This is a genomic window from Streptosporangium nanhuense, from assembly GCF_059358815.1.
In genome coordinates, this window is sequence record NZ_JCADBG010000001.1 from 319,575 (window position 1) to 332,979 (window position 13,405).

A 13,405-nucleotide genomic window follows, 5' to 3' on the forward strand; every position below is an offset into this window, starting at 1 on the left:
CGCCCCGGGTAGGCTCCCGGTTCGTGCCGAGCATTCCGCAGCCCCTGGTCCCCGGCGACGACGGCGCCGCCGACGCCGCCGTGATATCCGCGCTCGCGGCCTTCGCCGAGGGAAGGGCGCAGGCCGGCGAGGTCGTCGCCGCGCTGAGCGGGGCCCGGCTGCTCGTGCCGGTGGTCGCCCTGCTCAAGGAGTCGGAGATCGGCGAGCACGGGCTGCGGCAGGAGAAGGAGAGCGAGATGGCTCTCCCGAAGCTCGTCGGCGCGGACGGCCGCGAGGCGGTGCTCGCCTTCACCGGGATGGAAGCGTTGCGGCGCTGGCGCCCCGACGCCAGGCCCATCCAGGCCACGATCCTCCAGGTCTGCCAGGCGGCGGTGCACGAGGGCACCGCGGCCGTGGTGATGGACGTCGCGGGCCCGGTGCCCTTCGTGATCGAGGGCGGTCTGCTGAAGGCGCTCGCCGCGGTCGAGTCCGGCACCCTCGACCGGCTGGGGGCCGAGGCCCCCGACGTCACCGTGGCGCGGATGGAAGAGATCGCCGAGCCCCCCAGGCGTCGGCGGTTCGGTTGGCCGCCGCGTGGACGAGGTTGACCGTCAGGATCGCCGGGGCGATCACGGCGACGAACCCGCCGAAGTCGCGCTCGAAGACCAGGGCGAGGATCACCGCCGTCACCCCGTTCTGCTGGGCCAGCCCCAGGTGCACCCGGTCGATCATCGGCAGGCCGTGGGTGAGCACCAGCGCGGCGACCATCTGCGCGGCGTACGCGGCCAGCCCGAGCAGCACGCCCATGCCCATGTTCGTCCCGCCGACGAGCAGCAGCCCCATCAGGAACGCCGACAGCACGAACGCCGCGCTCACCGCCCGGCCCAGCCAGCGCGCGTCGGGCAGGCGCAGATAGAGCCCGGCGGTCGCCAGGCCGAGCATGAGGGAGCTCCACGCGGCCGACACGACCGCCCCGGCCGCCGTCACGTAGGTCAGCACCGGCGGGGCGTTCCTGACCAGCCGCCACAGCAGGTAGACCGCGCCCGCGAACAGCACGTTCAACCCCAGGTCGGCGAAGTACGAGGCCGACAGCCCGCCGCCCCCCGAGCCGCTCACCAGCGCCGCCGCGTAGACGGCGAGGATGATCGTCACCGGGTCGTCGAAGGACGACCACGCCCCGAGGATCGTCTTCGCCCGGTTCGAGAGCCGGTCGTCCCGCATAACCCCGGCGACCGACAGCGGGTCGATCTGGGCGACCACCACCGCCATGATCAGCGCCCGGGGGTCGCCGGAGACGAGGTAGACGACCCCGGCGATGAACGCGGTCTTGAGCAGCACCCCGACGGTGACCGCGAGCACGATCAGCCGGGAGTGCTCCCTGGCCTCGGCGCGGTCGATCCCGTGCGTGCTGCCGTACAGGCCGATCGCGAGCAGCAGGCTGCTGAACAGCACGTACGCGCTCGAGTGTTCCAGGTCGCGCATCCCGCCCAGGTCGGCGGCGAGCCAGCCGAACCCGACGACGACGATCAAGAGCCCGATTCGGGCCACCGCTCACTCCTCGGAATGGATCGCAGGTGTCCCTGGGGTTTCGGGGCGCGTTCCCGCTGGTTGATCGGAGGCAGGGTGAAGTGCCCGCGGATCGTGTCCACGAGCCTGGCCATCTTGTCGTCGGAGACATCGACCTTGCGCTGGTCCAGCGTCACCCCGATGAGGTACCGGCTCTCGTCGATCCAGTAGAAGAACATGGCCCCGCGCTCCACGTCGAGGACCGTGCGGATCAGGACGCCGCCCTCCAGCCTGCGCAGCTGCCGGTTGAGCCGCTGGGTGAGCCAGTTGAGCTGGTTGCCCGCCTTCAGATAGATCTTCCGGCGCTCCTCCTGGTCGGTCTCGTGGAAGAAGTGGGCCAGGTCGCCGTCCTCCAGCACGTCGGTGTAGAAGCAGCACTTCTGGTCGGCGAAGTAGGCCACGAAGTGCAGGTCGTCCTGGTCGACCATGGCCACGCAGCTGGCCAGCGACTTCTCCACCGAGGGGCCGATGTTCGGCATGGTGCGGATCAGGATCTCCGACTCGCCGATCACCCTGCGCTTGGTGACGGTGGGCAGCGGGCCCATCCCGGCCTCCAGGTACGGGAGGTAGAGGCCCCGGCGATACTGGACGAGCAGGTAGACGCCGGTGGCGACGGCGAACGCGCTCACCCCCGCGGTGACCAGCCCGTGCAGCTCGCCGGGCACCCCGCCCCGCCAGAGCACCGGGCCGAACGCCGCCACGAACCCCAGCACCGCCTCGCCCGCCGCGGTGACCGTCAGCGCGACCACCAGCAGCACCGGCAGCCGCGCCCTGATCCGGCCGAGCACGGTGGCGATGAGGGCGAGCGCCACGATCACCAGGACCACGGTGACCGCGCGGGCCACGTCGTACTCCTCGCCCTCGATGTACCACGCGAGGAGTTCGAGCAGCACCGGCAGGAGGACGAGCGACGCGATGACCGCGGGAAGCTTGCTGAAGCGATCCGTGTCCACGCGATCCGGCCCTCCGGGGGTAGGAATGCCCCCAGCCTCCGTGATCATCGCGGCTCCCGTCAATGACCTCCGAGGTCACTTCGGTCCACCGGCCGGAGTGGCCGGATCCCCGGCGCGGCAGGGGTTCGCGGATTATGGTCGGCTCCATGAGCCCCCCGGTGACCCTTCTGGTCCTCCCCGCGCTGGCGGCCCTGGCGGGGCTGGCGATCGGGCTCCTGACGCGGCGCGTGGTGGCCCGCCACTCGCGGGCCGAGAGGGCCGAGAGGGCCGAGAGGGCCGAGAGGGCCGAGAGGGCCGAGAGGGCCGAGAGGGCCGAGAGGGCCGAAGGGGCTGAAGAGGCCGAGAGGGCTGAGACGGCAGGGAGGGCCGGGAGGGCCGAAGGGGAGCGGTACGGCTCCTGGCCCCCGGCCGGGGCGGTGGAGGGGGTCACCGCGGCGGTGCTGGCCGCTCTCGCGCTGCGGGCGCTGTGGCCGGACACGCCGACGGGGACGGAGCTCACGCCGGTCGGCAGGGCGGGGGAGCTGCTCGCCTTCGGCTGGCTGGCGGTGGTGGCCGTCGCCCTGTCCTTCGTCGACGCCGCCGTCCACCGGCTGCCCGACCGGCTCACCCTGGCCGCCTACCTGGGCACCGCCGCCCCGCTGGTCGTGCCGGCCCTCGCCGGCGGCCGCCTCGGGGACCTGCTCGGCGCCGGGCTGGGCGGCCTCGCCCTGGCGGGCTTCTACCTGGTGCTGCTCCTGGTCAACCCGGCGGGCATGGGGCTGGGCGACGTCAAGTTCGCGGCGAGCCTGGGCACCGCCCTCGGCTGGCTGGGCTGGGACACCCTGGTCGCCGGGGCCTTCCTCGGCCTCCTGGCCGGGGGGCTCTACGGGGCCGCCCTGATGGCGCTGCGCCGCGCGGGCCGCAAGAGCGAGATCCCCTTCGGCCCCTTCATGGCCGTCGGCACCCTGGCCGCCGTCCTCACCGCCCTCTGACCGGACCGCCCCCGCGGTGACGATCACCGCCGGATGTCTCATCCAGTGAACGGGGGCCATTCCAGTGGGCGACACGTGGAAGACTTGTCACCATGTTGCGCTGGTTGACCGCCGGAGAGTCCCACGGCCCCGAGCTCGTCGCGATCCTGGAAGGCCTGCCCGCCGGGGTGGAGGTGACCACGGCACAGCTGGACGAGGCGTTGCGCCGTCGCCGCCTCGGTTACGGGCGCGGGGCGCGGATGAAGTTCGAGCAGGACGTCGTGACCATCGCGGGCGGGGTCCGCCACGGCAAGACGCTCGGCAGCCCCGTGGCCATCCGGGTGGGCAACACCGAGTGGCCCAAGTGGGAGACGGTCATGGCCGCCGACCCCGTCGACCCGGCCGTGCTGGAGGGCCAGGCGCGCAACGCGCCGCGCTCCCGCCCCCGTCCCGGCCACGCCGACCTCGCCGGGATGCAGAAGTACGGCTTCGACGACGCCCGCCCGGTGCTCGACCGGGCCAGCGCCCGCGAGACCGCCGCCCGCGTCGCGCTCGGCCAGGTGGCGCGGAGCTTCCTCAAGCAGGCCCTCGGCGTCGACATCGTCAGCCACGTCGTCTCGATCGGCGGGGCCGCCGCCACCCGGGGCGTCGTCCCCGGCCCCGGCGACCTGGAGGCGATCGACGCCGACCCGGTGCGCTGCGCCGACCCCGACGGCAGCGCGGCCATGGTCGCCGAGATCGACAGGGCGCACAAGGACGGCGACACCCTGGGCGGCGTCGTCGAGGTGGTCGCCTACGGCCTGCCGCCGGGCCTGGGCAGCTACACCCACTGGGACCGCCGCCTCGACGCCCGCCTCGCGGCCGGTCTGATGGGCATCCAGGCGATCAAGGGCGTCGGCGTCGGCGACGGGTTCGAGACGGCCCGCCGCCCCGGCTCCCTGGCCCACGACGAGATCGAGAACACCGCCGACGGCGTACGCCGGATGACCAACCGGGCCGGTGGCGTCGAGGGCGGCATGACCAACGGCGAGCCGCTGCGCGTCAGCGCGGCGATGAAGCCGATCTCCACCGTCCCCCGGGCGCTGGCCACCATCGACGTGCTGACCGGCGAGGCCGCCAAGGCCCACCACGAGCGCTCCGACGTGTGCGCGGTCCCGGCGGCCGCGATCGTCGCCGAGGCGATGGTCGCGCTGATCCTGGCCGACGCGGCGATCGAGAAGTTCGGCGGCGACTCCGTCGAGGAGGTCGCCCGCAACCTGTCCGGTTACCTCTCCTCGTTGGTGATCAAGTGAGCGGGCGTCCGGGCGAGGGCGTCACCACCTCCCCGGTGAGCGGGCCGACGTCGAAGGAGATCACATGAGTCCCCGAGCAGTGCTGATCGGTCCTCCGGGATCGGGCAAGTCGACCGTCGGGCAGCTCCTGGCCGAGCGGCTCGGGGTCGCCTTCCGCGACACCGACGCCGACGTGGAGCGCGCGGCGGGCAAGCCGGTGAGCGACGTCTTCGTCGAGGACGGCGAGGAGGTCTTCCGCGAGATGGAGGCCGACGCCGTACGGCGGGCGCTGGCCGAGCACGACGGCGTCCTCTCCCTGGGCGGCGGCGCGATCCTCGCCGAGGCGACCCGCGAGCTGCTGGCCGGCCGGCCGGTGGTCTACCTGGAGGTCGGCCTCTCCAACGCCGTCCAGCGGGTGGGCCTGGCCTCGGCGCGACCGCTGCTCGTGCTGAACCCGCGCAGCCAGCTGAAGAAGCTGATGGACGCCCGGCGCCCCGTCTACGAGGGGCTGGCCACGATCGTCGTGGCGACCGACGAGCGCGACCCCGGCCAGATCGTCGACGAGATCGTGGGGAGCCTGAAGCCGTGACGATCTCCAGGATCGAGGTCCCCGGCGAGAGCCCGTACGACGTGGTGGTCGGCACCGGCGTCCTCGGCGAGCTGCCGGGCCTGCTCGGCGCGGGGGTCCGCACCGTCGCCGTGATCCACCCGGAGAGCCTGCCGGAGATCGCCCGCCCCGTCTGCGGCGCGGTCGAGGCGGCCGGGTACGAGGTCGTCGCGCTGCCGGTGCCCGACGCCGAGCGTGCCAAGACGGTCGAGGTGCTCGCGGGGCTGTGGTCCGCCCTCGGCCGCGCGGGCCTCACCCGTTCCGACGCCGTGGTCGGCGTCGGCGGCGGCGCCACCACCGACCTGGCCGGGTTCGCCGCCGCCACCTGGCTGCGCGGCGTCAAGGTCGTGCAGGTGCCGACGACCCTGCTGGGCATGGTCGACGCGGCGGTGGGCGGCAAGACCGGCATCAACACCCCCGAGGGCAAGAACCTGGTCGGGTCCTTCCACCCCCCGGCCGGGGTGCTGTGCGACCTGGCGACGCTGGTCTCGGTGCCCCGCGACGACTACGTGGGCGGCCTCGCGGAGATCATCAAGGGGGGCTTCATCGCCGACCCGGAGATCCTCACGCTCATCGAGGACGACCCGGAGGGCGCCAGGCGCCCCGAGGGGCGGCACACCCGGGAGCTGATCGAGCGGAAGATCCGGATCAAGGCCACCGTTGTCGGCGCCGACCTGCGCGAGGGCGGCCTGCGGGAGATCCTCAACTACGGCCACACCCTGGCGCACGCCATCGAGCGCGTCGAGGAGTACCGGATGCGCCACGGCGAGGCCGTCGCGATCGGCATGGTCTACGCGGCCGAGCTGTCCCGCCTGGACGGCAGGATCGGCGCCGACGTCGTGGAGCGGACCAGGGCCATCCTGAGCTCCGTCGGCCTGCCCACCGCCTACCGCCGCGAGGCCTGGCCCGAGCTGCGCGACCACATGCGCCTCGACAAGAAGAGCCGCGGCGCCACGCTGCGCTTCGTCCTCCTGGACGACCTGGCGAAGGTGTCCCCGCTGGTCGACCCGCCGGAGGAGCTCCTCGAGGCCGCCTACCAGGAGGTCGCCCGGTGAGCACGGTCCGCCATGCGGGCCGTACGGGCCATGCGGGCCATGCGGGTCCGGTGAGCACGGCGGGCGGCGCGAGGCCGTCCGGCGGGAGTTCGGCGAGAAACGCCGACCGCGCGGCGGGCACGGCGGGCGGGGCAGGGCCGTCCGGTGGCGTGGGGGCGTCCGGCGGGAGTCCGGCGAGGAATGTCGGCCGCGCGGCAGGCGCGGCCACCGAGGAGCGGTGAGTGACCCGATGAGACCCGTCTACGTGCTCAACGGCCCCAACCTGGGGCGGCTCGGCACCCGCGAGCCGGATGTCTACGGCGCGGAGACCTTCGCCGACCTGGCCGCGCTCTGCCGGGACACCGGCAGGGAGCTCGGCCTGTCGGTCGAGGTCCGGCAGACCGACGACGAGGCAGAGATGCTGGGCTGGCTGCACGAGGCGGCCGACGGCCGGATCCCCGTGGTGCTGAACCCCGCGGCCTTCACCCACTACTCCTACGCGCTGCGCGACGCCATCGCCCAGCGCACCGCGCCCCTGGTCGAGGTGCACATCAGCAACCCGGCCGCCCGCGAGGAGTTCCGGCACACCTCGGTGGTCGCCGCCGTGGCGACCGGCACCATCGCGGGCTTCGGGCTGAGGTCGTACGTGCTGGCCCTGCAGGCCATCGCCGAGACCACCTCCTGAGCCGAGCCCGCGTCCCCGCGGCCCGCGCCGGGCGCCGGAGCGGATCCGCACCGCCCCTTCGCCCATGACCCACGCGCGGGAGCTCGCCCGGGGTGTCTCGCGCGGGGGGCTCAGGAGTCGTTGAGGCGCTTGAGGGCGCTGCGGACCTTCGCCGGGTCGTTGGTGGGCCAGAAGGGCGGCAGCGAGTCACGCAGGAACCCGGCGTAGCGGGCCGTCGCCAGCCGGGGGTCGAGCACCGCGACCACGCCCTTGTCGTGCTGGCTGCGCAGCAGGCGGCCCGCGCCCTGGGCGAGGAGCAGCGCGGCGTGGGTGGCGGCGACCGCCATGAACCCGTTGCCGCCCTTGGCGGCGACGTGGCGCTGCCGGGCGGAGCTGAGCGGGTCGTCCGGGCGGGGGAAGGGGATGCGGTCGATGATGACCAGGCGCAGCGAGGGGCCGGGGACGTCGACCCCCTGCCAGAGCGACAGCGTGCCGAACAGGCAGGTCGGCTCGTCCTCGGCGAACTGCTTGACCAGCAGCATCGTGGAGTCGTCGCCCTGGCAGAGCAGCGGCACGCTCAGCCGGTCGCGCAACGCCTCGGTCGCCGCCTTGGCGGCGCGCATCGAGGAGAACAGGCCGAGCGTGCGGCCTCCGGCGGCCTCGATCAGCTCGGTGATCTCCTCGAGGTAGGCCTCGGGCAGGCCGTCGCGGCCCGGCTGGGGCAGGTGCTTGGCGACGTAGAGGATGCCGCTGCGCGGGTGGTCGAAGGGGGAGCCGACGTCGATGCCGGCCCATCCGGCCCGGCCCCTGCCGCCCTTGCCGTCCTTCTTCCCCTTCCCCTCCGAGGACTCCGCGCCCCCGGTGTCCTTCGTGTCCTTGGCGTCCCCGGTGTCCTTCGCGGCGCCCGTGCCGTTGCCCAGGCCCCACTGGCGGGCCAGGCCCTCGAAGGCGCCGCCCAGGGCGAGCGTGGCCGAGGTCAGGATGACCGTACGGTCGCCGAAGAGCTTGTCGCGGAGCATGCCCGCCACCGTCAGCGGCGCCACCCGCAGCAGGGGCGGGCGCCGGTCGGTGCCCGCCTCCAGCCAGACCACCTCGGCGCGGTCGACCTCCTCGGCGTGGCCGAAGGCGTCGAGCATGCGCTGCGCGGTGTCGTGGACCTCGTCCAGCGAGGTGAAGGCCGCCCTGCGCAGCCCCGCGCCCTCCGGGTCGTCCTTGTCGCCGTTGCGCGGGCCCAGGGCGGTGATGCACGCCCACGCCGCGTCGCGGACCAGGGCGAGCGTCATGCCGAGCACCTGGGGGAGCTCGTCGAGGCGCCCGGGGGGAGCGACGGTCAGCAGGGCCTTGAGGTCCTCGCCGGCCTCCATGAGCCGGTCGGCGAGGTGCTGCTCGATGAGCTTGCCGACGCGCCGCGCGGCCACCGTGACCATGGTCTCCGACAGCTCCCCGCTCACCACGGAGGTGACGCGGTCGACCAGCTCGTGGGCCTCGTCGACCACGACCACCTCGTGCTCGGGCAGGAGCGGGAAGTCCTCCATCGCGTCGATGGCGAGCAGCGCGTGGTTGGTCACGACCACGTCGGACTCGCCGGCGCGGGCGCGGGCCAGCTCGGCGAAGCACTCCATGCCGCTCGGGCAGCGGGTGGCGCCCAGGCACTCCCTGGCGCTCACCGAGAACTGCCGCCAGGCCTGCTCGTTGACGCCGGGGACGAGCTCGTCGCGGTCGCCGGTCTCGGTCTCGTTCGCCCACTCCTGGATGCGCTGGACCATCCGGCCCGTCGCGTTGACCTCCCGGGGGTCGAAGAGCTGGTCCTGCTCCTCGTCGGGCCACCCGGCGCTCGCCTTGTAGCGGCACAGGTAGTTGCGGCGGCCCTTGAGGATCGCGAACGCCGGCTCGTGCGGCAGCTGCGGGGCCAGCGCCTTGGAGAGGCGGGGCAGGTCGCGGTCGACGAGCTGGCGCTGGAGCGCGATGGTGGCGGTGGAGACGACCACGGCGCCCTTGGAGGTCATCGCGTGCCTGATCGAGGGGATCAGGTAGGCGAGCGACTTGCCGGTGCCGGTGCCCGCCTGCACGGCCAGGTGGTCGCCCGACTCGATCGCGCGCTGCACCGCCCTCACCATGGTGATCTGGCCGGGGCGCTCGACCCCGCCCACCGCCTCGACGGCGGTGCTCAGCAAATCCTCAACCGGGGGAATATCCACCTTTGAGGAGACGTCTTCGGATGGGGCGATGGAGTCGGTCGGCACGACAGCCAACCGTACCCGCTCGGCCCGACAGTCGCGGCTGGCTCCGGCGAGTCGCGGCGTGTACGCATACCCGTATTCCGGAACCCGAGATTCACGTCACGTGGCAAACTGGCTGGATCACCCGGCTCATCAATCCTCGTAAGGTCAAGGGAAGGGGCTACCGCTCTGGTGCCGCTGAGGCGGAAGATGGGGACGGAAAGACCGGTTCGGTAGGGTTTCCCGAGGTCGAGTGGACGAATAAAGGCTGGTTATCGCACTATGTCCTCCATGTCGGAAGTTGTCCCGTTGCCGTCGTTCGGCGAGGTGTTCTTTGACGAGCGTGGCCAGGAGCGGGTGCTCCGGGTCACCTGGCACGAAGGCACGCTGGTGTTGAGTCTGTGGCGCGGTGAGATGTGCACCGCGAGTTTCCGCATGCCCATGAGCGACGTGGGGCGCCTGGTCGACACCCTTGACGAGGGCTTCGTCGAGGCCGGTGGGCAGTATCCCGACGAGGTGGGCGAGCCCGTCCACGCCGAGCAGCCGGCGCGGGACGAGCCGCAGGCCTACGGCGAGTATCCGGGCACCGGCCAGTACGCCCGGCCCCGGCCCGAGGACTACGCCCAGCCGCAGCAGTACCCCGACCCGGCGGGCCCGGCCGGTCATGTCCCCTCGCCGCTGGACGAGCCCCGCCAGGTCGCCGCCCTCGGCCCGAACGACGTGCTCGTCGCGCGCGGTGTGGTGCCCCCGCTGGACCGGTCCGACCGGTCCGACCGGCTCCAGGAGCGGGTGGACCGGATGGACCGGGTGTCCCCCGGGTACGGCTCCTCCGACGCCGTGCCGCGCGAGAACATGATCGTGAACGACGCCCTGCCCTACGGGCAGCCGCAGCCCGTCGAGCCGCTCGGCGCGGGTCCCGTCCCCGGCGAGCAGCCCTACCAGCTGCCCGGCGACCGCTACCCGCCCGCCCAGCCCCCGTACGGCGCCCAGCAGCCCGACCCCTACGCCGCGCCCGTCCAGCAGCCCGACCCCTACGCGGCGACTCCCGCCCAGCAGCGGCCCGACGCCTACGCCGGGCCCGCCGACCGGTTCGGCGCCCAGCGGCCCGACTCCTACGGCGTGCCGCCCCAGCCCCGGCCCGTCGACCCGTTCGCGCCCCCGGAGGGCCGGCAGAAGCCGGCCGCCTCGTTCACGCCGCGCCCCGACCAGTTCTTCGGCCAGTTCGCCGAGTCCGCCCAGCAGCGGCCCGAGCCCGACCCCTACGCGCAGGGCCAGCAGAACTCGACCGACCCCTTCGGGTTCGCCGCCCAGCAGCAGGCCTCCTACGGGGCCGCGCAGGCCGACCAGTACGGCGGCTACCCGCCCCCCTCGCAGCCCGACCCCTACGCGTTCGGCGGCCGGCAGCCCCAGCAGGCCGGCCACCCGGCCGACCTGCGCGACCTGTACGGCTCGCCGCCCGCGTACCCCCAGCAGGACGTCGACCCCTCCGACCCGCTGGGGCTGCGCGGCCAGGCGGCGCCCGGGGCGCCCGGGGCGCCCGACCAGAGGCTGCCCCGCCCCTACGTCCAGGATCCGCCGCCGCACTCCACCGGCGAGAGGCTCCGCCCCGAGCAGCACTACGAGGACCAGCGCTACGACGAGCGCTACGACGACCGCCGCCGCGAGGGGCGCCGCCGCGACGACCGCGACGAGCGCCGCGACTGGTGATCTCCCCCCGGGACCCGGCGCCGCCGCGTCCCGGTCGCGAGCTCCTCGTCCGAGGGGATAGCGTGTGGCGTCCGCCGGGTGTGTGGCCCGGCGCCGTGTGGCGGCCTCGGCCGTCCCGGGCGGTTCGCGAGGCGCGCCGGGACAGGTAAGTTGATCAATCCCTATCGGGCGGGGTGGCGTGGACGAGTCGACGGTGCTGCAGATGCTGGCCGTGTCGGTCGTCGCGATCGCGGTGGCCGCGGTGGCCAGGCACAAGGGGTGGCCCTCGCCGCTGCTGCTGGTGCTCGCCGGCGTGGTGCTGTCGCCGTTCGTCCCCACCTACGAGCTCGACCCCCAGCTGGTCCTGCTGGTCTTCCTGCCCCCGCTGCTCTACTCGGCGGCGATCGACAGCTCCTACCTGAGGCTCAAGGACTTCCGCAGGCCGGTCGCGCTGCTCTCGGTCGGCCTGGTGCTGTTCACCACGCTGGTCATCGGGTGGGTGACCCACCTGCTCCTGCCCCAGCTGCCGCTGGCCGCCGCGTTCGCGCTGGGCGCGATCGTGGCCCCGCCCGACGCGGTCGCCGCCGTCGCCGTGGCCCGCAGGCTCGGGCTGCCCCGCAAGGTGGTCACCATCCTGGTGGGGGAGAGCCTGTTCAACGACGCCACCGCGCTCACCGCCTACCGGGTGGCCATCGCGGCGGCGGTCGGGCAGGGCATCACCTGGCAGGACGCCGCCCTCGACTTCGTCCGCTCCGCGGCGGGCGGCGTGGTGATGGGCCTCGCGCTCGCCTGGGTCCTGGCCTGGGTGCTGGTCCGGCTGCGCGACGCGCTCGTCGAGAACACCGTCATGCTGCTCATCCCGTTCGCCGTCTACCTGGCGGCCGAGAGCGTGCACGTCTCCGGCGTGATCGTCGTGGTGATCGTCGGCCTCTACATCGGCCACCGCATGCCCAAGGCGGCCTTCGGCACCCGGCTGCTGTCCGACGCGGTCTGGAAGGTCCTCGACTTCTTCCTGGAGACGATCGTCTTCGCGCTGATCGGCCTGCAGATGTGGCCGATCATGCGCGGGCTGGAGTGGGGCGACGGGTGGAAGCTCGCCGGGATGGCACTCGCCGTCTTCGCCGCCGCGGTGGTCGCCAGGGTGGTCTGGGTCGTGCCCAGCATCTACCTGCCCCGGATGCTGTCGAAGAAGATCCGCAGGACCGAGACCCACGCGCCCACCTGGCAGAACGTGACCATCGTGAGCTGGGCGGGCATGCGCGGCGTGGTCTCCCTGGCCGCGGCCTTCGCCATCCCGGAGACCTTCCCCGGCCGCGACCTGCTCCTCTTCCTCACCTTCTCGGTGGTGATCGGCACCCTCCTGGTCCAGGGCCTGACGTTCCCGGCGCTGATCCGCAGGCTGAAGGTCTCCAACGAGCAGGAGATCTACACCGACAACCTGGCGGAGGCGGCCGCGCAGCAGGCGGCCGCCACGGCCTCGCTGGCCCGGCTGGACGAGCTGGTGGCCGAGGGCGTCGACGAGGTCCACCGGGAGGTCGTCGACCAGCTCAGGACCCGCTCCGAGCGCCGCACCCTCACCGCCTGGGAGCGCCTGGGCGGCGGTACGGGGCAGGAGGGGGCGGAGACGCCGAGCAACGTCTACCGGCGGCTCCGCCGGGAGATGCTGACGGTGGAGCGCGACGTGTTCGTCCGCCTCCGCGACGAGCGGCGCATCGACGACGAGGTGCTCCGCCGGGTCCTCCACGAGATCGACTTCGAAGAGGCCACCCTGGAGCGCGACTAGGGTCCGTGCCGAAGCCGGCCGGCTCGTGACGACGCCCCGGCGCGTCGTCGATCGGTCAGGTGGTGCGGGAGTGTCGCCGTGGGGGATCGTCCGGCCGGTCAGGTGGTGCGGAACCGTCGCCGCGCGGGGGCGTCCGGCAGGTCAGGTGGTCCGGGACCGTCGCCGCGCGGGGATCGTCCGGCCGGTCATTCCCCGTCGAAGGCTTCCAGCCGGGCGGTGAGGTCGCCCGCGAAGCGCTCGAGAAGGCGGCCGAAGGTCTGGCGATCCTGCGGGGACCAGTCCGCGAGGGCGTCGCCGAACCAGCCGAGGACGGTCTGCAGGTAGCGGCCGACGACGGCGGCCCCTTCGGGGGTCTGCTCGACCAGCCGGGCCCGCTGGTCGAGCGGATCCGGGACCCGGCGCGTCAGGCCGCGCCGCTCCAGCTCGTGCAGCTGCCGGGTGACGTGCGGCCCCACGACCTGCATGCGCGCGGCGATCTCGCCGACGCGCAGCGGGCGGGCGGCCATCTGCAGCGTGACCAGGACGGACATCGCGGGCCGGTCCAGGGTGACGGCGGCCGCGTCCATGGCGCGTTCGATGAGCCGGCTGCGGTTCAGCACGTTGCCCACCTGCATCAGGCGGGGCAGCACCGAGAGCAGGTCGAGTTCGCCGTCGTCCGCGTTCTCCGCGGCCGGCGATCGTGTGTCAGCCATC

Annotated in this window: 12 protein-coding genes; 8 read left to right on the forward strand and 4 right to left on the reverse strand. The window is 73.5% G+C overall.

The features are described from left to right. Positions 1-23: 23 nt before the first annotated feature. Complete coding sequence (locus AC5L38_RS01330) at positions 24-587, forward strand: SseB family protein (protein ID WP_495240867.1); 564 nt, start codon at positions 24-26, stop codon at positions 585-587. On the opposite strand, the gene AC5L38_RS01335 is transcribed toward AC5L38_RS01330, so the two are convergent. Continuing rightward, positions 508-1,527 (reverse strand): cation:proton antiporter, encoded by a 1,020-nt coding sequence (locus AC5L38_RS01335; protein WP_495240868.1) that lies wholly within the window; start codon positions 1,525-1,527, stop codon positions 508-510. The genes AC5L38_RS01330 and AC5L38_RS01335 overlap by 80 nt on opposite strands. Next, on the reverse strand, positions 1,506-2,498 hold the full coding sequence (locus tag AC5L38_RS01340) for a hypothetical protein (protein WP_495240869.1): 993 nt from the start codon (positions 2,496-2,498) through the stop codon (positions 1,506-1,508). The genes AC5L38_RS01335 and AC5L38_RS01340 overlap by 22 nt, the downstream gene beginning before the upstream one ends. 146 nt (positions 2,499-2,644) lie before the next feature. Between AC5L38_RS01340 and AC5L38_RS01345 the strand changes: the two genes are divergently transcribed. From AC5L38_RS01345 to aroQ, 5 genes are all read left to right on the forward strand, one after another. Then, positions 2,645-3,469, forward strand: a complete 825-nt coding sequence (locus AC5L38_RS01345) for a prepilin peptidase (RefSeq protein ID WP_495240870.1) — start codon at positions 2,645-2,647, stop codon at positions 3,467-3,469. A gap of 92 nt (positions 3,470-3,561) precedes the next feature. Next, a complete protein-coding gene (aroC, locus tag AC5L38_RS01350) occupies positions 3,562-4,740 on the forward strand; it encodes a chorismate synthase (protein WP_495240871.1) in 1,179 nt (392 codons plus the stop codon). A 64-nt stretch (positions 4,741-4,804) separates the two neighbouring features. Next, positions 4,805-5,308, forward strand: a complete 504-nt coding sequence (locus AC5L38_RS01355; RefSeq protein ID WP_495240872.1) for a shikimate kinase — start codon at positions 4,805-4,807, stop codon at positions 5,306-5,308. Next, positions 5,305-6,381 (forward strand): 3-dehydroquinate synthase, encoded by a 1,077-nt coding sequence (aroB, locus tag AC5L38_RS01360; protein ID WP_495240873.1) that lies wholly within the window; start codon positions 5,305-5,307, stop codon positions 6,379-6,381. The genes AC5L38_RS01355 and aroB overlap by 4 nt, the downstream gene beginning before the upstream one ends. Positions 6,382-6,610: 229 nt before the next feature. Beyond that, positions 6,611-7,045: a type II 3-dehydroquinate dehydratase gene (aroQ, locus tag AC5L38_RS01365; RefSeq protein ID WP_389921519.1), complete on the forward strand. Its 435-nt coding sequence runs from the start codon at positions 6,611-6,613 to the stop codon at positions 7,043-7,045. 110 nt (positions 7,046-7,155) lie between these two features. Here the strand turns inward: aroQ and AC5L38_RS01370 are convergent, their stop codons facing one another. Then, positions 7,156-9,267 carry an ATP-dependent DNA helicase gene (locus AC5L38_RS01370; protein ID WP_495240874.1) on the reverse strand — a complete coding sequence of 704 codons (2,112 nt, stop codon included), beginning with the start codon at positions 9,265-9,267 and terminating at the stop codon, positions 7,156-7,158. 267 nt (positions 9,268-9,534) lie between these two features. Here AC5L38_RS01370 and AC5L38_RS01375 point away from each other — a divergent pair, with 267 nt between their 5' ends. After that, positions 9,535-10,950: a hypothetical protein gene (locus AC5L38_RS01375; RefSeq protein WP_495240875.1), complete on the forward strand. Its 1,416-nt coding sequence runs from the start codon at positions 9,535-9,537 to the stop codon at positions 10,948-10,950. Positions 10,951-11,128: 178 nt separating this feature from the next. Then, the gene (locus AC5L38_RS01380; protein ID WP_495240876.1) at positions 11,129-12,712 is read left to right on the forward strand and encodes a Na+/H+ antiporter; all 1,584 of its coding nucleotides are present in this window, start codon (positions 11,129-11,131) and stop codon (positions 12,710-12,712) included. A gap of 185 nt (positions 12,713-12,897) precedes the next feature. Here AC5L38_RS01380 and AC5L38_RS01385 read toward each other — a convergent pair whose 3' ends face one another. Then, positions 12,898-13,404 carry a MarR family winged helix-turn-helix transcriptional regulator gene (locus tag AC5L38_RS01385; protein WP_495240877.1) on the reverse strand — a complete coding sequence of 169 codons (507 nt, stop codon included), beginning with the start codon at positions 13,402-13,404 and terminating at the stop codon, positions 12,898-12,900. Between the last annotated feature and the right edge of the window lies 1 nt (position 13,405).

What these genes read in the sequence shown, in the direction of transcription:
- aroC (WP_495240871.1), top strand. Translation starts at nt 3,562, where the DNA reads ATGTTGCGCTGGTTGACCGCCGGAGAGTCCCACGGCCCCGAGCTCGTC.
- AC5L38_RS01355 (WP_495240872.1), top strand. Translation starts at nt 4,805, where the DNA reads ATGAGTCCCCGAGCAGTGCTGATCGGTCCTCCGGGATCGGGCAAGTCG.
- aroQ (WP_389921519.1), top strand. Translation starts at nt 6,611, where the DNA reads ATGAGACCCGTCTACGTGCTCAACGGCCCCAACCTGGGGCGGCTCGGC.
- AC5L38_RS01345 (WP_495240870.1), top strand. Translation starts at nt 2,645, where the DNA reads ATGAGCCCCCCGGTGACCCTTCTGGTCCTCCCCGCGCTGGCGGCCCTG.
- AC5L38_RS01375 (WP_495240875.1), top strand. Translation starts at nt 9,535, where the DNA reads ATGTCGGAAGTTGTCCCGTTGCCGTCGTTCGGCGAGGTGTTCTTTGAC.
- AC5L38_RS01385 (WP_495240877.1), bottom strand. Translation starts at nt 13,404, where the DNA reads ATGGCTGACACACGATCGCCGGCCGCGGAGAACGCGGACGACGGCGAA.